Source organism: Vibrio sp. 1457, from assembly GCF_033340195.1.
Classification (GTDB): Bacteria; Pseudomonadota; Gammaproteobacteria; order Enterobacterales; family Vibrionaceae; genus Vibrio; species Vibrio alginolyticus.
Genome location: NZ_JAWOWA010000034.1, coordinates 1 through 20503, shown reverse-complemented (window position 1 = coordinate 20503; position 20503 = coordinate 1). Strand labels below are relative to the sequence as shown.

The following is a 20503-nucleotide window of genomic DNA, read 5'->3' as shown; positions in this document are numbered from 1 at the left end:
GAGTTCAGAGCATTCACTCAAACAGTTCTTCCCCATACGCAAACGCGATGGGCCTGTGCAGAAGTCTACGAATAACAAAAATACGGCAAGCAGTATTTGTCGAAACGCAAACTTTGCGCCCCCCGCGAGGGGAGCCTAAATTACTGTAATGCGAAATCTGGAGACGCATCGTGCATCTAAGTCCTAACGATTCAAATCAATACCGCTACATTACCTTGAGCAATGAACTGCGTGTACTGCTGATTCATTCCGATACAGCTCAACAGTCGGCAGCTGCTCTGGCAGTGAACGTTGGACACTTCGACGACCCAAACGATCGCCAAGGTCTGGCACACTATTTAGAACACATGCTTTTTTTGGGTACGGAAAAATACCCTAAAGTGGGCGAGTTTCAAAGCTATATTAGCCAACACGGTGGAACAAACAACGCTTGGACTGGTACAGAGCACACTTGTTTCTTTTTCAATATTGCTCCAAATGCCTTTGAAAGTGCCTTAGATCGATTTAGCCAATTTTTTACCGCACCTTTGTTTAACGAAGAAGCATTAGACAAAGAACGCCAGGCTGTCGACTCCGAATACAAGCTCAAACTCAATGATGATTCTCGTCGCCTGTATCAAGTTAACAAAGAAGTCATCAATCCAGAGCACCCGTTTTCAAAATTCTCTGTCGGAAACTTAGATACTCTTGGCGACCGAGATGGTAAATCCATCCGCGACGAAATTGTAGAGTTTCACCACTCTCAGTATTCCGCCGATTTGATGACACTGACTCTATTTGGGCCACAGCCGCTCGATGAACAGCAAGCTTGGGTAGAAACCATGTTTGCCGACATCCCAAATCACCATCTTCGTGGAAAATCGATTGATGTACCGATCGGCACTGAGGAAAGCACGGGCATTTTGGTTCAAGTCGAGCCGCTCAAAGAGTTCCGTAAACTGATTCTCACATTCCCCATGCCGGGAATGGATGCGCATTATAGCGTGAAGCCACTCTCCTACTTTGCTCACCTGTTGGGTTATGAAGGAGAAGGCAGTTTGATGCTTCAACTCAAAGAAAAAGGCTGGATTACCTCTCTCTCAGCGGGCGGCGGCGCGAGTGGCAGTAACTACCGAGACTTTACCGTAAGCTGCACCCTGACGCCAAACGGCTTAGATCATGTTGATGATATCGTTCAAGCGGTTTTTCAATACCTCTCGATGATCAAACAAGACGGGTTAGATGAATGGCGCTATCTCGAAAAACAAGCGGTATTAGAATCGGCTTTCCGCTTCCAAGAGCCATCGCGCCCAATGGATCTCGTCAGCCATCTGGTGATCAACATGCAGCACTATCAACCGGAAGACACGGTTTATGGTGACTACAAAATGGCGGGCTACGATGAGGAGTTACAGCGTTCATTGCTGCGATACTTAACCATCGATAATGTACGCGTCACTTTGATTGCTAAAGGCCTGGAATACAACCGTACTGCCGAATGGTACTTTACCCCGTACTCCGTCACACCTTTTAGTGAAGGCCAACGTCGTTTCTATCAACAAATCGACCCAAGCTGGCAATTCGTCTTACCGAAAAAGAACCCTTATATTTGCTACGACCTCGACCCCATGCCACTCGAAAATGGTGATTCGCTGCCAGAGTTGATTGAGGATCTCGAAGGGTTTCGGCTGTGGCATTTGCAAGATGACGAATTTCGCGTGCCTAAAGGTGTCGTTTATGTCGCTATCGACAGCTCTCATGCCGTTGCATCACCAAAGAACATCGTCAAAACGCGCTTATGTGTAGAGATGTTCCTCGATTCGCTAGCAAAAGAAACCTATCAAGCAGAAATCGCAGGGATGGGTTACAACATGTACGCTCACCAAGGTGGCGTGACCTTAACCCTCTCAGGGTTCAGTCAAAAGCTGCCTCAGTTGCTAGAAATGATTCTGCACCGTTTTGCTTCTCGAGATTTCAGCCCTGCTCGCTTTGAAACCATCAAACAACAACTGTTACGAAACTGGAGAAATGCTTCACAAGATCGCCCTATTTCGCAGCTGTTTAACGCACTTACTGGGTTACTTCAACCCAATAACCCGCCTTTCGCAACCTTAGTCGAAGCGCTAGAAGAAATCGAAGTCGATGAACTCTCGGTATTCGTAGAATCCATTCTTGCAGAACTGCACGTTGAAATGTTTGTTTACGGAGACTGGCAACGCCAGCAAGCCCATGACATGGCAACGACCTTAAAGGATGCTCTAAGAGTTAACGAGCAACGTTATGAAGAGGCACTTCGTCCTCTCATTATGCTAGGTAAAAATGGCAGTTTTCAACGTGAGGTGCATTGTAATCAGCAAGATTCCGCGGTCGTTATTTACCACCAGTGCGAGGATATTGAGCCTCGTAGTATCGCGCTATACTCATTGGCCAATCACCTTATGTCGGCAACGTTTTTCCACGAAATCCGTACCAAGCAGCAATTAGGTTACATGGTAGGCACTGGCAATATGCCGCTAAATCGTCACCCTGGTATTGTACTGTATGTGCAGTCACCTAATGCAGCACCTGCCGAGCTGGTTACCTCAATCGATGAGTTTTTAAATGCCTTTTATATGGTGCTGTTAGAGTTAAACGATTACCAATGGCACAGCAGTAAGCGCGGCTTGTGGAACCAAATAGCAACGCCGGACACCACACTTCGAGGACGGGCTCAACGTCTTTGGGTTGCGATAGGAAATAAGGACACTGAGTTTAACCAACGTGACAAGGTACTGGCGGAGTTGAAGAAGCTGACGCGCGCAGACATGATTCGCTTCGTTGTGAACGAATTGAAACCTCGTACTGCAAATCGTTTGATCATGCACTCTCAAGGTCAAGCGCATTCGGAGGCTCCGCGCATCCATCTAGGACAAGAAATTGGATCAATTGAAGAGTTCCAACTTCGGCCAAAAGATTGCGGCTTGGGGTGATCTAGTTGCGCAGAAATAAAATTGTCGAATACTAAGTATGTACCTAGAGCCCCGTGAGATTGTCGGTCTCATAGATTGAATCGGCACCATAATTAGCAGAAAATTGAAATTACGCCATTACGGCTTATGCTCTAATTCCCGCACTAAAAATAACTTAATGAGGTAGTCATGAAAAAAGCACTTTTACTTGTGGCTCTTATACTGCCATTGGCATCTGCTCACGCTGAAATCTCAGTCAAAGGCGATGGCTTCGAATTAAGTGACGACTGTGTGCGCCTTAGCGGAGACAATGTATCTATCAACTCAGATGATTGCTCCTCGAAACAGTGGAACGATAAAGACAAAAAAGGTAATAGCAGCGTTCACGGGGACGACAACCCAGGTAAAGGCCACAATAAAGATAAGAAAGACAAGAAGAAGTAACCATTTCTTCTTAATGAAAAAGGCTTGCCACTGGCAAGCCTTTTTCTCTACCGAAGCACCATTTAATAGAACGTTGTCCCTTCACCAGCTCGAGTAAGCAAACCATCACACGGCGCGTAACGATCGCCATACTTCGATGCAAACTCATTCATTTTCTCTACGAGCTCTTTAATGCCAAATTGGTCCATGTAACGGAACGGACCACCCAAGAACGGTGGGAAACCAATACCAAATATCGCGCCAATATCACCGTCACGTGGCGAGCGAATGATGCCATCATCCAAACAACGTACCGCTTCATTCAGCATTGGCAGCACACAGCGCAACGCAATATCGTTATCGCTTAGCTTAGATTCAGGGTCGAGCTTAAGCAGTTTGTAAATCGATTTGTCGACATCTTTCTTCTTGCCCTTGTAAGTGTAAAAGCCCTTACCACTCTTGCGTCCTTTACGTCCATCATTTAACAAGATATCAAACACATCAGGGCCTTTGAATCGGTCACCTAACTCGTTAACCAGGATCGGCATAATTTTCGCACCAATGTCGACACCGACTTCATCCAGTAAGGTAATCGGGCCGACAGGGAAACCAAAGTCAAGCAACGCCGTATCAATCTTTTCGATCGGTTCGTTAGCCAGCAGAATATGCGCCGCTTCGTTCATGTATGGCGCAAGAATGCGGTTCACGTAAAAGCCCGCTTTGTCTTTCACTACGATCGGGGTTTTACCTTGCTTCTTAGCAAGTGCAACAACTGTTGAAACGGTTTCATCTGACGTCGTTTCATGCGGAATCACTTCCACCAAAGGCATTTTTTCTACTGGGCTGAAGTAATGCAAACCCACTACGTTTTCTGGACGCTCTGCTTTTTCTGCAATTTTGTGGATAGGCAACGAAGAAGTATTGGTCGCAAAGATAGTTTCTGTCTTAGCGTTCGCTTCAATGTCCGCCACCATTTTTTGCTTAAGATCTAAGTCTTCAAAAACGGCTTCAATTACGACATCAATATGATTAAAACTGGTAAAATCGACACCACCAGACAGTTGCAGCATTTTCGCTTGCAGATCGGCCTTGGATAGAATGCGACGTTTGCGCTGTTTCTCAAATAACTTGTAGTTGTAGTTGAGCGCGTTTAAAACGCCATCGTTGCTAACGTCTTTGATGCGAACAGGTACTTTTGCTTTTGCAACAGACACATGGCTGATTCCGGCGCCCATCAGACCACCACCAAGCACACCAACTTTATGAACTGGTGCTGGTTTCGCATCCGTGCCATTTTCTTTCTTCATTTCTGTTGTGGCAAAGAAGATCGAACGGAGCGCTTTTGACTCTGAGCTCATCACAAGCTCACCGAAGCGCTTCGCTTCAAGTTCTTGACCTTTAGCGAAGCCTTTCTCTAAGCCATGTTGAATAACTTCTAGAATTGCAACCGTTGCTGGATAGTTACCGCGAGTTTTTTGATTCGTTTTCTTCGCAGCTTGCTCAAATACAAACTTGCGCCCTAGCCCGCTACCAGACATCACCTTTTCTTTCGTCGATAGCTTTTTCGTGCCCTTGTTTTTACCTTTGTCGATAAACTGTTTTGCTACGTCGAGCAAAATGGTGTCAGGCACACAGGCGTCCACAACGCCCAATTTTTTAGCTTTCTTCGCACGAAGTTGTTTACCCGTCAGGATCAAGTCCAACGACGGTAACAGGCCAATCAAACGTGGCAGACGCTGAGTACCACCAGAACCTGGCAATAAACCAAGTTGTACTTCTGGCAGACCTAAACGCGTTTTGTCAGAATCCGTACAAACACGATAATCACATGCAAGAGCCAGTTCTAAACCACCGCCCAAACATGGGCCATGAATAGCCGCAACGACAGGATAAGGTAAGTCCGATAGCTGCTGGAATAAATCCTGACCTTGCCTTGCTAAGGCTTCCGCTTCACTTGCTGTGGTGCATGCTTCTAGCATTCGAACATCAGCACCCGCAACAAAATTGTCCGGTTTTAGGGAGTGGATGATCATCCCTTTAATACCACTGGAGTCTTTTAGCTGAGCAAAAATTTCTTTCATTTCGTCAGCAAAAGCCGCCTGCAGCGTATTCATTTTTTCATTAGGAACATCGATGGCTAACCAAGCAATATTTTGCTCATCAACCTTTAGACTAAATGCTTTTTGCTCGCTCATTACTCAACCTCCAGAATCATTGCCGCACCAAGACCACCAGCAGCACATGCGGTATTCAATGCAATACCACCGCCACGGCGTTTTAGCTCTCGTAGGGTTTGCGTCATCATACGCGCACCAGTCGCAGCAAATGGGTGACCATAAGCAATTGATCCGCCAAGCACGTTGAACTTATCCATGTCAATTTCACCAATCGCTTTTGAGCGACCAAGGTTTTCTTGAGCAAACTTATCGGAAGCAAACATCTTCACATTCGCCAATGCTTGAGCAGCAAAGGCCTCGTGCATGTCGATCAACGTCAGGTCTGACAGTTCCAAGCCTGTATTTTCAAGCACTTTCGCTGTGGCATAAGTCGGCCCCATCAGCATGTCCTTTTCCACGCCGATAGCAGAGAATGCATAACCTCGGATGTAACCAAGAATCTCCATTCCGAGCTCTTTCGCTTTACCTTCTCGCATCAACATCACTGCCGCACCACCATCAGTCAATGGCGTACTGTTCGCAGCCGTAACACTGCCATACTGACGATCAAACGCAGGTCGCAATTTCGCGTATCCCTCAACCGTTGAGTCATGACGAATATTGTTATCTTCCGAAATCCATTTTTTGTATGGTTCAGGGAAAGCCGTCATCACTTCATCTTGGATTTTTCCTTCTTTCCAAGCTTGAGAAGCCAGCGTATGAGAACGATGTGCAAGCGCATCCTGTTCTGCGCGAGAAATACCATGTGTTTTAGCCATTTGCTCTGCAGTTTGTCCCATGGATAAACCCGTAGAGTACTCTGCTACTGCTGGTGGCACTGGCATCAGGTCTTTAAAGCTCAAGTTTTTGAGGATACTAAGCTTCTGACCCATTGTTTTTGTCTTACTAAGAGCAAGCAGATTAGCGGCCAATTTCTTTGATACGCCAATAGGCAGGACGGAAGAAGAGTCTGCACCGCCAGCAATACCAATATCGATGGTTCCCGCCATGATGCTTTCTGCGACATTAACTGCCGCTTGAAAACTCGTTGCGCACGCTCGAGTCACACTGTAAGCATCAGTATGGATGTTCATACCGGTGCCTAACACGATTTCTCGTGCGATGTTTGGCGCTTCAGGCATTTGTACTACTTGTCCAAATACCACTTGTTCGATTAGCTTCGGATCAATATCTGTTCGAGCAAGCATTTCGCTTACTACCATTTTCCCTAAATCGACCGCTGGCACTTGGCTAAATTCCGTGCTTTGACGAGCAAAGGGAGTTCGAAGCCCCGCGACAATAGCGACACGCTCACCATTGCGTGTTTTTACTTCCTGCTTGCCCATTGTTTCTCCTTAAATACAAGAGGTCTGACCTGATGCATTGTAATGAATTTGTTAAATTTATCAAACGTGCGTTTAAATAAACGTGAAGCAAGTAGTTCAATTACTCTACTTCTTTGATTCTTATGCGATTACTAATGGTTAACTATAGAGAGTTAAAACGGTAAGAGGTATACGGAAAGTAAAATCGAAGCAAAAAAAAACCACACATAACTGTGTGGTCGGAATATCTATAAAACAATTAACTTACGCCAATTGAAAAGTAATCAGTTTCCTGATTAGGAGAAAGTAAAGTCAGCCTTCAAAAGGAAGTGTCATCTTGCTCAACATGTTAGTCGCAATGACTAACGAGATGACAAGGTGTACTATAACCCCTTCACTGCTTGATATTTTGAAATAGATCAATTTTATAGTGATTTTACGAGTTTTAAGCTCACCTAGAGCGATTATTGATTCAAAACAATTCAAGAATCCACCATCAGAAGTCCCTTTTAATGCTCCATCGAGTGAACTTATCCAAGCCATTGATTACTAATGATGATATTGTTAACAATATATATCAATTCGTGTTCGATGATATCTGACATTTGCGTATACACTTTTAGGTAACCACATGGCTTATTGTGTCAAAGGGGTTGCATGACAAATCCTGCAACCAAAACCGCTAGGCGATGAAGCAAGTAAAGTCATGCTCAGAACAAATAAGAAACTCACAGAGCGAGGATGGAGGCTCCTGTGGCCATATTAAAAATGTTTGGAAAGAAAAATTCCAACAGTCCGGTCAACTCTGATATGGACAAGCAAAGAAAATACGAAGCGCTCGTCCGAGGGTATCATCGTGACTTGTACCGCTACGCATATTGGTTGTGCAAAGATAAAGCGGTCGCGGAAGATCTAGTTCAGGAAACCTGTCTTAGAGCTTGGAAGTCACTCGATAGCCTCCAGGACGAAAAAGCTGCCAAGTCTTGGCTCATCACAATATTGAGACGAGAAAATGCGCGCCGCTTCGAACGTAAACAATTTGATTTAGTTGATATCGATGATTACGGCAATGATGCTAAAGTCAGCGATGACTCACATCATCAGCAAGAATGGCTGCAGGCACAGATCATGAAGCTCGATGTTGAATACCGTGAGCCTTTATTTCTCCAAGTTGTCGGTGGTTTCAGTGGAGAAGAAATTGGCGACATTCTTGATTTAAATAAAAACACAGTGATGACTCGACTATTTCGCGCTCGTAATCAACTTAAAGAGATGTTGGATTCTCAAGATACTAAGAGAGGACAAAAGAATGGATGATTTAGAATTTCGTCGTCGTATTTTGTCGGATCCAAAACAAAAGGATGAAGAGATTCTGCAAGCTTTAGCTGGTAGCGACGCCAACAATAAGTTTGTTGATGACGTTTTGGATCTCGATGTAAAAATTAAACAAGCCATGAATGTGGATGTACCCGAAGATCTCGCAGATAAGATTTTATTTAGCCAGACGTCGAGTGCACTTGATGAAGGGAAGGTCGTAAGACCAAACTTTGTCCGCAAAGCAATGGCACTTGCCGCTTCTATTGCGTTCACCGCAGGATTATTAGTTGGCCAAGTAAACTGGGGAAATGTTTTGGTGTCTCCAGCACAAGCCAGTTTAGCGGATACCGCGATGAAACACGTTATTCATGAAGAGCCGTTTGTTCGTCATCTTGATGAGGATGTACCGAGCTCGCAAATTAATGCGAAAATGTCGCCATTTCATTACCAGTTTAGTGAAAACTTTCCATATCACGTTTACTACCTAAACCACTGCGGTTTTGGCGAATCTAATGCGGTGCATATGGTGTTCCAAGGCCCAAAAGGTAAAGTAACGTTATTTATTACTGGTATTCCAAGCGAACAAAGTACCGACTTTAATAAGGATGGCATGACCGGAGTCGTTCAGCCCGTTGGGAGTTCAAGCCTGATTTTAGTCGGGGAAGAAGGTGAAAATATTGATGCTATCGCTACGACTCTTGCATCAATGATTAAGCCGATGTAACAACTTCGACGATTTCCAGCTTTCAAAAGGTTAAATGCCGCTAAATGATCTTATTTAGCGGCATTTTTGTATAAATAGAGCACAAAACATTCACCACCGCTATAGCATTTAGAGCTTAAACTCTAAATTATGCATTTTAAGTGCAACTTCCCGTCTTTTAGACATCATTTCTGCAATTTTTATTCAATTTTATCCAATGGTCGGATTTGTCCAAGCAATTATTGATACTACTATCTGCGCCACTGAGCAAAAGCTCAATTTATCGTCCAAAGAGACGAATCTAATAAGGAAAAACAAATGACTCAGAACACGCGTCTGTTTAAAAAGACTCTCCTAGCAGTAACGGTAGCTTTTGCCTCAGGTCAATCGATGGCAGCGGGTTTCCAAATCAACGCTCAATCAGCAACTGGCATCGGCCGTGCATTTGCTGGTGATGCAGTAATCGCAGATAATGCAGCAGTAATGGCTCGTAACCCAGCAGCAATGGCTCTGTTTGATAAAATGGAACTTTCGCTAGGTTTCGAAAGCATTACTTCAATGATTGAAGTGAAAGATGCGAAATATAACGTTAATACTCCTTTGGGCTCCAGTACTGTAAATGTTGCTGATACTGATGATGTGGGTGATACGTCAATAGCTCCAAACATTCACCTAATCGTTCCAGTAAATGACAAGTTTACATGGGGCGTAAACGCATACTCTAATTTCGGCACTAAAACTGAATTTTCAGATAACTACACCGCAACCGAGTACGGTGGTCTTACGGATGTAAAAAGCTTCAACTTTGGATTGGCGGGTTCTTACCGTTTAAACGAACAATGGAGCTTTGGTGCTGGTTTAGATTTAATCTACGGCCAAGGCACAATGAAGCGTACAACTAGCTCTTCAGTCCCAGGGGTTGGCGGTCAAAAAATTCTGGACGTAGATAAAGCTGATGGTTGGGCTGTTGGTTTTAACGTTGGTACTGTGTACGAACTAGATGAAAACAACCGTTTTGGTCTAGCGTATCGTTACAGCCCTGAATTTACGGCGAAAGACGACAAAGGTCAGGAAATCACTCTACCTCTGCCAGATATGGCCGAGTTTTCTGGTTTCCACAAAATCCAAGACACTAAGTTTGCTGTACACTACAGCATCCAATACATCGGTTGGAAAGATTTCGACCAAATTGATTTTGAGAACCTAAATCAGGGTTTACTTAAAGGTGGTTACTCGAAAGACTATCAATGGCAAGATGGCTGGCACTACGCAATTGGTGGTACTTACTACCTAAACAACAACTGGACACTTCGTGCTGGTTACATGTACGACACAAGCGCTCAAGATAAAGTAACGTCTATCTCGGTACCAGACTCTGATCGCCAGTGGTTCTCCACAGGTTTCTCTTACCATATTGATAATAGCTCAAACATCGATTTTGGCTTCACGTACTTGTTAGGTGAAGATGTAAAAGTTAATGAGAATACTCAATTATCTCCTGTTCTTTCTACCGGTGTAACAGCAACAACTCATGCTGATGCTATTCTATTCGGCTTACAATACAGCCGTAGCTTCTAAACGCTTCGCTGTTAGTTAGTAGAAAAATACTTTATATAAAAGGCTGGATTTCCAGCCTTTTTTCATATCTGCGATTTATTGCCCACTCAATTTGAGTGAACACGTGTATCTAAATCTCACAATTAGGACGCACAGCTGTTCGCTGAATTCCGTTTACAAGCCTTTCACAGTTAGATAATTAAACCACCAAATCAACACTTGAAAGCATAATATTCCAAATGACTGCTTATACTGGATTTTCATTTCTAAAGTAAAAACTCTACCTTTAAACTTTCGTCCCACGTTATAAATAAATCAGCGAACATTCGAATGAAAACCAACAAGACTCTTCTATCAACAGCAGTGGCATTAAGCCTACTTGGCGCAACGGGCATGGCTAACGCAGCAGGTTTCCAACTTGCTGAATATTCTGCAACAGGCCTAGGTCGAGCATATGCTGGTGAAGCTGCAATGGCTGACAACGCAAGTGCACAATGGCGTAACCCAGCAATGCTAACTTATTTGGAAGGCACTCAAGTGTCCGTTGGTGCAATCTATGTGAACCCAAATATTGATATTGAAGGTGATGTAAACTTCCACGGTAGCACTTCTTCTGCATCTTCAGATGACTTCGCACATGATGCAATCATTCCAAACTTCTACCTATCACACCAATATAATGAGAAATTCGCGATTGGTTTGGCATTTGGCACCAACTACGGCATGGAAACCGATTTAGGTAAAGGCTTTGGTGCCTCGCACTTCGGTAACGAAGCAAGCGTAACGACAATGGAAGCGAACTTGAACGCAGCTTACAAAGTCAATGAATCAATCAGCGTTGGTGGTGGTATCCGTTACATCATCGGCGAAGGCAGCTTTGGCGCAGCAGCTCCTAAGAATAACGTTGTAGGGTTAAATCCTGAAACTAATCAACCAATCAGTGTTCCTCAAGGTACCGCTCTAAAATACATGGAAGGTGACGATACCGCTTGGGGCTGGCAAGTTGGTACAGCATGGCAGATCAATGAAAATAACCGTATCGGCTTCGCGTACAAATCTGAAGTTGAACTAAAGCTTGAAGGCCATGCTGAAGGTCTTGGTTTTGGCTTCGGTACTTCTGAACGCGACAACGGCTACATGTATCTAAACCTGCCTGCAACGGCTGAGTTGGCAAGCTTCCACCAAGTAACAGACCAACTTGCGTTACACGCAAGCGTTAACTGGACGGATTGGAGCTCTTTCGAGAAATTGGAAGCACGTCTAGATACTGCAGGCACGCATATGGTTAAAGTAGAAAACTGGGAAGATAATTATCGCTTTGCTGTTGGTGCTACTTACCAGCTTGATCCTAAGCTAGCGCTACGCACTGGTATTGCATACGATACTTCAGCGGTAAGCGACAAAAACCGTACGATCACTATTCCAGAAACTGACCGCACTTGGCTAAGTATTGGCGCAACGTACGATTGGACGAAAGACTTCAGCCTAGACGCTGGCTTCACCTATATTTTTGCGAAAGACGCACCAATCGTTGAGTCTCGTGGTTACAAGTCAGACGACACTGCAGAACAAGTCGGCGGCCAATTCGTAGGCGAAACTACGGGTAATGTTTGGCTAATCGGTGTTCAAGCAAACTACCGTTTCTAACCAAGCTGCAAAATACAAAAAAGGCTTAGCATCAGCTAAGCCTTTTTTCATTTCTCTATTGTGAAGAACAACGCTTAAAAGTCTTCTAGATATTCATCTAAATACTCTTCTTCTTCGATGTTAACTTCTTCTACCGTTTCAACTTCTGCTTTAAAGTTTTGACGCTGGATATAAACATCGCGAGTTAGAATATATGGATCCGGCGACGAGTCTAGCTGCGCTTCTTGCGGTACTAATAAAGCACGCTTCTCCATTCCTTCAAACGCCCACTTACCCAAACTCGCCCAGAAGTTGAGATAAGAGAGGGGTAAATACGTACTATCTACGGTATCTGTCACTTCACGTAAGGTATACGGACCATAACCTGGAACCATGAAGTAAGGACCATTTCCAACACCATAGTGGCCTACTGCATCACTGAACGCTTTCTCGTCGTACTTCGTAATACCCGCGGCACTTGCAATATCGAATAAACCGAAAATACCGAACGTCGAGTTAATCCAAAAACGGTTAAAGTGGTCCACGGCTTTCGTACCATTACCCATGATTAAGTTATTAACCATGCTTGCTGGCTCATCTAAGTTCGATAAGAAGTTAGCGATACCAGAACGAATAGGAACTGGCGTGTATTCTACATACGCAAGTGATACAGGACGAACCAAATACGGATCTAAATATTCGTAGTTGAGTTCCCACATGGTTCGGTTAAAGCCTTCCAACGGGTCATACACATCAGAAGTCGTTTGATTTGTTTCTTGTCCTGTTACTGCTTCATCAGGCGCACTTGAACAGCCAACCAGTCCAACGGCTAACAGCAACAAGAAGGTAGATTTACCCTTGTTATACATTTTATTTTCCATAACGACTATTAATGTACCTAAGTCACCCCGATTAACCATTGTACGTATGTTGAGCAGGATACATAGTAAAGATGACTCAGATATGGGAATAAATAAAGGCCAGCAATCGCTGGCCTTCGGTATTCTACTCGATCGTTTAGAGTCATACCACTAAAGGCAACTGACTCTACCTCGTTGTCATGTTTCAGAGACAGATGTTAACAATTAATACTGCTGATCAATGGTCACTTCTACTGGTGCGCCAAATTCAACGACGTCACTTTCTCCGTGCCAATCTTGATCACGCGTTGCTACGTTACCGTCAGAATCTACACGCACACGGACGATTAGCTTATCGAGTGTAGATAACTTTTGCCCTTGCATCATGGCATTGCCATCATCTAATACGACTGTGCGAGGGAAAGTACCTAGCGGATAACGAGCAGCAGCCACAGGCATTGGGGAGCCATCTGAACGATGTACTGACACAATCAGAACTGCGTTTGGATCCAACTGAGCATTTGGTGCCACATTAATTGTCACAGCTACACTCTTATCCGGTGAAACCGCTTCGCCCATTTGCTTACGAGCACTCTCAATACTGCGTGACAACATCTCGTAGCGACTATCTTCTGGACCAATCATTTGCTGCATGATTCCCCAGTACTTGATGGCAGCCGGGAAGTCTTGACGCTCAAACGCATCGAACGCTAACAAAGAAAACACACGCAGATCGACATAGTCTTGCTGCATCAGCTTGCCGAGTAATGAGCGAGCCGTCGCTTGATCCATTTCCTCTTGAGACAGCATCAGAGCTTGTGCATAACCCAACATCACATCTGGGTCTTTGGGCTCTAGGCGGTATGATTTTTCCATCGCATCGATAGCTGTGGTGACATCACGATTTGCTAACGCAATACGACCAAGCAGTAACCAACCTGTCGAGTCTTCCGGCTGGTAATGTAAGCGAGTTCGAAGGGCTAGGGTCAAATCCGCCATTTCATCGTCACTCAGCGGCTCAGAAGAAGCCGACATCAGCTTTTTCGATAACTCAGGTAGATTTGCAGACACTTCTTGCCATTGAACAATATCGTCTGACGCGCCAAATTTATAATACAAACCATAGCTCAGCACCACCGTCAGAATTACCGATGGAACTAAAACCGCGATTGGAGAAACCTTGGTTTCTTTTTGCGCTTTATCACCAGGGATATCGTCAAGCAGTGATTGCTTTAGATCAGAAATCAGTTCGTCTTCACTTTCAACCAGACCTTCGTCAGTTTCTTCTGCAAGCTCAGATAGTCGGTCTTTATAAAATGCCTTGTTGAGCTCATCGCGTAACACATCATCATTGTTCGCTTTTTGTTTAAGCAGCGGCAAAGCCACCAGCGCACAAGCAATAAGCGTGAGAGCAACGGTGGAAATCCAAAATAGTGTCATTACTTCTTATCTCCGTTGTTCTCTTCTTCAAGCAATGCTTTTAAACGAGCTTCTTTTTGCTCATCCCATTGCTCGTCACTGCTCGCTTTTGCCTTAACTTTAGATTTACGGCTACGCAGTACAATCAAACCAAAACCACCCAGTACTACAGCGAGTGGCCCTAGCCACAAAATCGCAGTCGCGACCGTAAATGGTGGGTTGTAAGTCACGAAGTTACCGTAACGGGCGATCATGTAATCAACGATCTCATCTTTGGACTTACCTTCTTTGGTCATTTCGTACACCTTATGGCGTAAGTCCTGAGCAAGTTCAGCGTTAGAATCCGAGATCGTGTTGTTCTGACATTTAGGGCAACGGAGCGTATGGCTTAACTCTTTGAACTGCTGTTCTTGTTCCAAATTATCAAACTCGTACACTTCAATGGCCGCATGAGCAGCAAGAGATAATGTCATCGCAGCAAAAACGGCAAGAATTAGCTTTCTCATTGCTTCGCCTCCTCAACCAATTTGTTGTAAAGCGGCTCCAGTGTTTCTGACCAATTACGTGGGTTTACATCCCCTACATGGCGATAGCGAATCACACCATTTGCATCAATAATGAATGTTTCTGGAGCACCATAAACGCCAAGGTCAAGGCCAAGCATACCACTGCCATCAAATAGGCTGATCAAGTACGGGTTGCCGAGATCATTCAGCCAACCTATTGCTTTATTACGATCATCTTTGTAATTCATACCGATGATCTTAACGCTCTTACCCGCCAATTCGTTTAGGTATTTATGCTCTGCATAACACGTTGGGCACCACGTTGCCCAAACGTTCAAGAGCAACGGTTCACCTTTAAAAATTGATTGATCGTACTGTTTTCCAGGCTCAGCCAGGTCTTCTAAATGAAATTCAGGAACTGGCTTGCCAACCAAAACCGACTCCAATTTAGTTGGATCATCGCCCTCTTGGTTACGCATTAATTGGGTTGCGAAAATGCCCGCTAAAATCATGAAAGCGACAAGCGGAATAAATAAGATTTTCTTATTCATGTTATGCCTCCTGCTCTTTTGACTTCGCATTTTTCTTCGGCGATTTACGGAAGCGGTAGCGTTTATCAGAAATCGCTAGTGCGCCGCCTAGTGCCATAATCAAAGAGCCAGCCCAAATCCAACGAACGAACGGTTTATAGTAAATACGAACAGCCCAAGATCGGTTGTCGTCTAAACGTTCACCCATTGCAATGTATAAGTCGCGGCTAATACCACGGTCAATGGCTGCTTCAGTCATCATAGACTTAGCCGTACGGTAGAAGCGCTTCTCTGCGTGAAGCGTATTCACGTATTTGCCATCGTGTGTGATCTCAAAGTCTGCGATGTAGCCATCGTAGTTTGGACCATCTTTATCACGCAAGCCTGAGAAATAGAAATCATAGCCTTGAATTTGGAAGTGTTCACCAGGTGCTAAACGTACATCACGCTCGATGCTGTAGTTCTGTACCATCGCAATACCGATAACAGATACCGCCAGACCAACATGACCCAACATCATTGCCCAGTGGCTACGTTGCAGCTTGCGAACACCTTCACTAAAGCTATGACGGTGCGTTGCGCGCTCGTACAGTTCAAAGCCATGCATCGCAATAATCCAAATCGCCATCACCCAACCAATGTAAGCCATGGTTGAGAAGAAATCGGCAAACAGGTACACGCATAGCGCGGCCAAGGCGAAAGCAAGCACACCTGAAACGAGCATTGGTTTCACAAGTTTAGATAAATTGTCTCGCTTCCAACGAATAAGAGGACCAATACCAAGCAGGAAAGCGAATGGCATCATTAACCACGCAAACAGCATGTCAAAGAATGGCGCACCGATAGAAACCGACCCCAAACCAAGCTGCTTGTGTACGAGCGGCAACAGTGTCCCCACTAACACCACAACAAGAGCGGCGATAAGTAATACGTTGTTGGCTAAGAGCGCATTTTCACGTGAGACTAAGTCGAAGTTACCTCGTACACGCACTGCTGCCCCTTTTACGGCAAACAGCAATAAAGAGCCGCCGATAACGAAAACGAGGAAGCCTAGAATAAACATACCGCGCGACGGGTCAGACGCGAACGCGTGCACCGATACTAAAATACCGGAACGGACTAAGAAGGTGCCCAACAAACTCAACGAAAATGCAGAGATTGCCAATAGTACCGTCCACGCTTTAAATGTGCCGCGTTTTTCTGTGACGGCAAGAGAGTGCATTAATGCGGTACCCGCTAACCAAGGCATGAATGATGCGTTTTCTACTGGGTCCCAGAACCACCAGCCACCCCAGCCAAGTTCGTAGTAAGCCCACCAAGAACCTAGTGCGATACCAAGTGTTAAAAATACCCATGCTGCGGTTGTCCAAGGACGAGACCAACGAGCCCAAGCCGTATCAAGGCGTCCGGTCATTAGGGATGCGATCGCAAAAGAGAACGCAACCGAGAAACCAACATAGCCCATGTAAAGCATTGGCGGGTGAACAATCAAACCAGGATCTTGAAGCAGAGGGTTCAAGTCACGTCCGTCAACCGGGAAGAACGGTAACGTACGTAGGAATGGGTTTGACGTTAGGATGATAAACAGTAGGAAACCCACTGAGATCATGCCCATAACAGCAAGTACACGTGCAACCGACTCTTGCGGCATACCACGACTAAACGTCGCTACAGCGACAGTCCAAGCAGCTTGGATTAAAACCCATAGCAACAGTGAACCTTCGTGCGCACCCCATACTGCGGTTAAACGGTAGTACCAAGGAAGCTGACTATTCGAGTTGCTCGCTACATACTGTAACGTGAAGTCGTTGGTATAAAATCCCCAACATAAAATGGCGAAAGAGAACAACAGCATCAGGAACATAGACCAAGATAGCGGTCGCGCTGTGTTCATGAGCATGGCGTTATTATTCGATGCTCCCCACAATGGCAATACGCTCAACAGCACAGCCATTGCAAGCGAAAGAATGAGAGCAAAGTGACCGATTTCAGCAATCATTGGCCGCTTCCTTGTTTCTGTTCGGTGCTGTATTGAAGCGGTTCATGCGTTTTCTTCATCGCTTCTGCAATTTCTGGTGGCATGTATTCTTCATCGTGCTTCGCTAGGACCTCAAATGCCTCAACTGTCGTGGCATCTTTCAGTACACCTTGAGCAACAATACCCTGCCCTTCACGGAACAAGTCAGGAAGAATACCGTCATAGGTAATCGTCACTTTCGGACCGACATCGTGCAGGTCAAAACTCACTTTCAAAGAATTAGGATCTCGACGAACTGAGCCCACAACCACCATTCCACCGATACGCAGACGCTGGCCTACTTCTGGCTTGGTGCCATCTGGCTTACCATTAACCAATTCCGTTGGAGTGTAGAAAAGGTCCATATTTTGGTTAAGCGCATAAAGTATCAAACCAATGGTGGCACTAATACCGATAAAGATCGCTAGTACAATACCTAGCCTCTTTTTACGTCTCGGGTTCATAAGGTGTTCTCCATGTTCTTCGCTGCGTCGATACGAGCTTGACGGTCAATTTTTGCTTTCACTTCTTTCAATAATGCATCACCGCGGCGAAGGCTAGTGATCAGAAGAATCAGCATGGATAAGAAAGTAATACCAAACGCACTCCATACGTATGATGCGTAGCCACCCATGGCAAAAAAGTCGCTCAGAGATTCAAAATGCATAATCAGTTACCTCACTGAGTTTGTTCTGTTGCGAGTTTGCGCACCCAAGGGCGGTGACTTTCTTTACTGATGATTTCGTTACGAAAACGGACCATCGTCACGGCACCAAAGAAGAACGCAAAGCCAAAGATGTTCAGCAATAACGGCCAAAGCATGTCGGATGAAATAGAAGGTTGTTCAAATTTCGTGATCGTCGCACCTTGATGAAGCGTGTTCCACCATTCCACGGAAAAGTGAATGATAGGTAGGTTTACTACGCCTACGATCGCTAAAATACCAGCAGCTTTTGCGGCGGTTTTTTGATCGTCAAACGCATGGTAAAGCGCAATCACACCAAGGTAGAGAAATAGAAGAATCAATTCAGATGTAAGACGGGCATCCCATACCCACCAAGTGCCCCACATAGGCTTGCCCCAAACAGCACCTGTAAGTAGAGCAATAAAAGTAAATACTGCACCAATCGGAGCCATCGCAAGTGCCGCCATATCAGATAGGCGAACTTGCCATACTAGGCCAATAAATGCAGCGATCGCCATCGACATATAAACGCCCATAGACCAAATAGCTGATGGGACATGAATGTAGATGATTCGGAAACTGTCACCTTGTTGGTAATCTGAAGGCGCAAATGCAAGCCCCCAAACCGTACCAACCGATAAGCATACGAGGGCCAATACAGAAAACCAAGGCAGAAACTTACCACTCAAACGATAAGCTGCTTCTGGCTTGGCATAAGGATGTAGCCATTTCCACATGTTTTGTTCTCACTCTTACTTCAGGGACACTGTCTAAAGGGTTGAGACCGTAGCAGTGCTTTAATAATAATTCTTTGATCAAGCGCCGCTTCATTGGCACTTTATTGAGTTAGTTGACACTAACTCGTAATGCGGCACTGATGGCAAAAGGCGTTAATGTCATCGCCCCCATTAGCATCGCACCTAAAATCGCTAGTTGACCGTTATACGCCATACCGAGTGCGGCAGCATCAATTGCCGATGTTGCGAAAATCAAAATTGGGATGTAGAGCGGAAGAATAAGCAAACTCAAAAGAACGCCACCCTTTTGCAACCCAACAGTCAACGCCACACCAATGGCGCCAATAAAACTTAGTGTTGGTGTACCGATCATCAAGGTTAATACAACCGATAGCCAAGTATTGAAGTCGAGCGAAAGTAAAACCGCCAATAATGGGCTAATTAAAATCAGAGGTAACCCTGTTAACAACCAATGTGCTATGACCTTTGAAACCACTACAAGTTGCAATGGAATCGGCATTAGCATCATTTGTTCTAGTGCACCGTCTTGAAAATCATCACGAAATAGACGCTCTAATGATAATAAGGCGGACAGCAATGCGGCAACCCAAACGATGCCCGCTGCAATACGTGCTAACAAATTAGGCTCTGGTCCAATACTCAGAGGAAAGAGAGTAATGACAATAATAAAGAACCACAGCGGGTTCAGAATGTCTGCCTGACGGCGAAATGCGATTAGGAGCTCACGACGAATGATGGTGGTCATCGAGGAAATCATATCAGTCACCCAGCTTTATTTTTCTAAGTTTCGGGCTGTCCGCAAACATATCTTGATGCGTCGTCAACACAACAATACCGCCATTATCAGCATGACTTGCGAACAAAGATTCAAGCACCTTGACACCTTGCTTATCAATGGCAGTCAACGGCTCATCTAAGATCCATAAAATTTGCTTACTGAGCCATAACCTTGCCAATGCGACTCGTCGTTGCTGACCTGCGGAAAGTTGTGCTACAGGCACATCTTCTCGACCAGCTAATCCTACTTGAGTCAAAGCGATAAAGATTTCTTCGTCTGAAGAGCGATTATTTTGAATAGATTGATAAAAACGTAAGTTTTCTAATGCGGTAAGCTCTCGTTTCACTCCTGTTTGATGTCCTAAGAAAAGCAGATCTTGATGGAAAACATCACGAGATTTTTCAACCTCTTCGCCTTTCCATTTAATGACACCTTCTTCTCTATCACCTAACCCTGTCACAATCCGTAGCAATGTAGTTTTACCAGTACCATTACGCCCTTCGATCTGGACCAATTCACCAGGCTTAATTTCAAACTGCAGGTTTTCAAACAGAACCCTTTCATCACGGATTGCTGTCAGGTTAGACACTTCTAACATAGAGCTTCAACTAAAAAATGAACGAGCCGCTATATTAGCACAGCTTAGTTATGACAAAACAGGATAAGAGGGCTAGGTTACATGTAAGTTCATGTATTTTTGTTAATTAATCATCACACTTTAATAAAATTAACTATAAGTAGTTATAAGCGCTCATTTTGAATTTGAGAGGCCAGAACTAAGAGCAAGATCGACTGAAGGTTGTCTAGGGTTGTATTTAAGAAGAGCATTAGAGGCTAAAAGTAAATTACCACCTTCTAAAGAAGGTGGCTTTGTGTGAGCCCCCTAAAAGGGGGCCTTTGTTTAGTCCAGCGCCAA

The 20503-nt window shown here is 44.7% G+C and carries 18 protein-coding genes; 6 read left to right on the top strand and 12 right to left on the bottom strand.

Going from position 1 to position 20503, the window contains the following annotated elements:
• Positions 1-170 precede the first annotated feature (170 nt).
• Both R7Z41_RS22065 and R7Z41_RS22060 read left to right on the top strand, forming a co-directional pair.
• Entirely contained in the window at positions 171-2948 is a 2778-nt protein-coding gene (locus R7Z41_RS22065; RefSeq protein ID WP_213896714.1) for an insulinase family protein, read from the top strand.
• Positions 2949-3116: 168 nt separating this feature from the next.
• A complete protein-coding gene (locus R7Z41_RS22060) occupies positions 3117-3371 on the top strand; it encodes a hypothetical protein (RefSeq protein WP_017635936.1) in 255 nt (84 codons plus the stop codon).
• Positions 3372-3433: 62 nt separating this feature from the next.
• Here R7Z41_RS22060 and fadJ read toward each other — a convergent pair whose 3' ends face one another.
• Together fadJ and fadI are read right to left on the bottom strand one after the other, a co-directional pair.
• A complete protein-coding gene (gene fadJ, locus R7Z41_RS22055) occupies positions 3434-5545 on the bottom strand; it encodes a fatty acid oxidation complex subunit alpha FadJ (RefSeq protein WP_225477524.1) in 2112 nt (703 codons plus the stop codon).
• Complete coding sequence (gene fadI, locus R7Z41_RS22050) at positions 5545-6852, bottom strand: acetyl-CoA C-acyltransferase FadI (RefSeq protein WP_005384447.1); 1308 nt, start codon at positions 6850-6852, stop codon at positions 5545-5547. Before fadI ends, fadJ begins: the two co-directional genes overlap by 1 nt.
• Positions 6853-7572: 720 nt before the next feature.
• On the opposite strand from fadI, the gene R7Z41_RS22045 reads away from it, so the two are divergent.
• The 4 genes from R7Z41_RS22045 to R7Z41_RS22030 all read left to right on the top strand — a co-directional run bounded on the left by R7Z41_RS22045 (position 7573) and on the right by R7Z41_RS22030 (position 12055).
• Positions 7573-8148: a sigma-70 family RNA polymerase sigma factor gene (locus R7Z41_RS22045; RefSeq protein ID WP_005380528.1), complete on the top strand. Its 576-nt coding sequence runs from the start codon at positions 7573-7575 to the stop codon at positions 8146-8148.
• Complete coding sequence (locus R7Z41_RS22040; protein ID WP_206970961.1) at positions 8141-8872, top strand: DUF3379 domain-containing protein; 732 nt, start codon at positions 8141-8143, stop codon at positions 8870-8872. The genes R7Z41_RS22045 and R7Z41_RS22040 overlap by 8 nt, the downstream gene beginning before the upstream one ends.
• A gap of 297 nt (positions 8873-9169) precedes the next feature.
• Complete coding sequence (locus tag R7Z41_RS22035) at positions 9170-10429, top strand: outer membrane protein transport protein (RefSeq protein WP_206970962.1); 1260 nt, start codon at positions 9170-9172, stop codon at positions 10427-10429.
• 309 nt (positions 10430-10738) lie between these two features.
• Positions 10739-12055 carry an outer membrane protein transport protein gene (locus R7Z41_RS22030; protein WP_042522518.1) on the top strand — a complete coding sequence of 439 codons (1317 nt, stop codon included), beginning with the start codon at positions 10739-10741 and terminating at the stop codon, positions 12053-12055.
• Between the two features lie 74 nt (positions 12056-12129).
• On the opposite strand, the gene R7Z41_RS22025 is transcribed toward R7Z41_RS22030, so the two are convergent.
• The 10 genes from R7Z41_RS22025 to ccmA form a co-directional block, all read right to left on the bottom strand.
• A complete protein-coding gene (locus R7Z41_RS22025) occupies positions 12130-12903 on the bottom strand; it encodes a VacJ family lipoprotein (protein ID WP_005380523.1) in 774 nt (257 codons plus the stop codon).
• A gap of 216 nt (positions 12904-13119) precedes the next feature.
• Positions 13120-14334, bottom strand: a complete 1215-nt coding sequence (gene ccmI, locus R7Z41_RS22020) for a c-type cytochrome biogenesis protein CcmI (RefSeq protein ID WP_065274745.1) — start codon at positions 14332-14334, stop codon at positions 13120-13122.
• A complete protein-coding gene (locus tag R7Z41_RS22015; RefSeq protein WP_005380519.1) occupies positions 14334-14819 on the bottom strand; it encodes a cytochrome c-type biogenesis protein in 486 nt (161 codons plus the stop codon). Before R7Z41_RS22015 ends, ccmI begins: the two co-directional genes overlap by 1 nt.
• Positions 14816-15370 carry a DsbE family thiol:disulfide interchange protein gene (locus R7Z41_RS22010; RefSeq protein ID WP_225477522.1) on the bottom strand — a complete coding sequence of 185 codons (555 nt, stop codon included), beginning with the start codon at positions 15368-15370 and terminating at the stop codon, positions 14816-14818. Before R7Z41_RS22010 ends, R7Z41_RS22015 begins: the two co-directional genes overlap by 4 nt.
• A gap of 1 nt (position 15371) precedes the next feature.
• Positions 15372-17348, bottom strand: coding sequence for a heme lyase CcmF/NrfE family subunit (locus R7Z41_RS22005; protein ID WP_104979594.1), 1977 nt, complete (start codon positions 17346-17348; stop codon positions 15372-15374).
• Entirely contained in the window at positions 17345-17830 is a 486-nt protein-coding gene (gene ccmE / locus R7Z41_RS22000; RefSeq protein WP_005380516.1) for a cytochrome c maturation protein CcmE, read from the bottom strand. Before ccmE ends, R7Z41_RS22005 begins: the two co-directional genes overlap by 4 nt.
• Positions 17827-18033 (bottom strand): heme exporter protein CcmD, encoded by a 207-nt coding sequence (ccmD, locus tag R7Z41_RS21995; protein WP_005380515.1) that lies wholly within the window; start codon positions 18031-18033, stop codon positions 17827-17829. Before ccmD ends, ccmE begins: the two co-directional genes overlap by 4 nt.
• Positions 18034-18044: 11 nt before the next feature.
• Entirely contained in the window at positions 18045-18788 is a 744-nt protein-coding gene (locus tag R7Z41_RS21990) for a heme ABC transporter permease (RefSeq protein ID WP_005380513.1), read from the bottom strand.
• A gap of 109 nt (positions 18789-18897) precedes the next feature.
• Positions 18898-19566, bottom strand: a complete 669-nt coding sequence (ccmB, locus tag R7Z41_RS21985; RefSeq protein WP_005380512.1) for a heme exporter protein CcmB — start codon at positions 19564-19566, stop codon at positions 18898-18900.
• Position 19567: 1 nt separating this feature from the next.
• The gene (gene ccmA / locus R7Z41_RS21980) at positions 19568-20185 is read right to left on the bottom strand and encodes a cytochrome c biogenesis heme-transporting ATPase CcmA (RefSeq protein WP_005380511.1); all 618 of its coding nucleotides are present in this window, start codon (positions 20183-20185) and stop codon (positions 19568-19570) included.
• Positions 20186-20503 lie beyond the last annotated feature (318 nt).

Bases quoted from the DNA above. Each gene is read 5' to 3' on its own strand.
- R7Z41_RS22060 (WP_017635936.1), top strand. From the start codon at position 3,117: ATGAAAAAAGCACTTTTACTTGTGGCTCTTATACTGCCATTGGCATCT.
- fadJ (WP_225477524.1), bottom strand. From the start codon at position 5,545: ATGAGCGAGCAAAAAGCATTTAGTCTAAAGGTTGATGAGCAAAATATT.
- fadI (WP_005384447.1), bottom strand. From the start codon at position 6,852: ATGGGCAAGCAGGAAGTAAAAACACGCAATGGTGAGCGTGTCGCTATT.
- R7Z41_RS22045 (WP_005380528.1), top strand. From the start codon at position 7,573: ATGGAGGCTCCTGTGGCCATATTAAAAATGTTTGGAAAGAAAAATTCC.
- R7Z41_RS22040 (WP_206970961.1), top strand. From the start codon at position 8,141: ATGGATGATTTAGAATTTCGTCGTCGTATTTTGTCGGATCCAAAACAA.
- R7Z41_RS22035 (WP_206970962.1), top strand. From the start codon at position 9,170: ATGACTCAGAACACGCGTCTGTTTAAAAAGACTCTCCTAGCAGTAACG.
- R7Z41_RS22030 (WP_042522518.1), top strand. From the start codon at position 10,739: ATGAAAACCAACAAGACTCTTCTATCAACAGCAGTGGCATTAAGCCTA.
- R7Z41_RS22025 (WP_005380523.1), bottom strand. From the start codon at position 12,903: ATGTATAACAAGGGTAAATCTACCTTCTTGTTGCTGTTAGCCGTTGGA.
- ccmI (WP_065274745.1), bottom strand. From the start codon at position 14,334: ATGACACTATTTTGGATTTCCACCGTTGCTCTCACGCTTATTGCTTGT.
- R7Z41_RS22015 (WP_005380519.1), bottom strand. From the start codon at position 14,819: ATGAGAAAGCTAATTCTTGCCGTTTTTGCTGCGATGACATTATCTCTT.
- R7Z41_RS22010 (WP_225477522.1), bottom strand. From the start codon at position 15,370: ATGAATAAGAAAATCTTATTTATTCCGCTTGTCGCTTTCATGATTTTA.
- R7Z41_RS22005 (WP_104979594.1), bottom strand. From the start codon at position 17,348: ATGATTGCTGAAATCGGTCACTTTGCTCTCATTCTTTCGCTTGCAATG.
- ccmE (WP_005380516.1), bottom strand. From the start codon at position 17,830: ATGAACCCGAGACGTAAAAAGAGGCTAGGTATTGTACTAGCGATCTTT.
- ccmD (WP_005380515.1), bottom strand. From the start codon at position 18,033: ATGCATTTTGAATCTCTGAGCGACTTTTTTGCCATGGGTGGCTACGCA.
- R7Z41_RS21990 (WP_005380513.1), bottom strand. From the start codon at position 18,788: ATGTGGAAATGGCTACATCCTTATGCCAAGCCAGAAGCAGCTTATCGT.
- ccmB (WP_005380512.1), bottom strand. From the start codon at position 19,566: ATGATTTCCTCGATGACCACCATCATTCGTCGTGAGCTCCTAATCGCA.
- ccmA (WP_005380511.1), bottom strand. From the start codon at position 20,185: ATGTTAGAAGTGTCTAACCTGACAGCAATCCGTGATGAAAGGGTTCTG.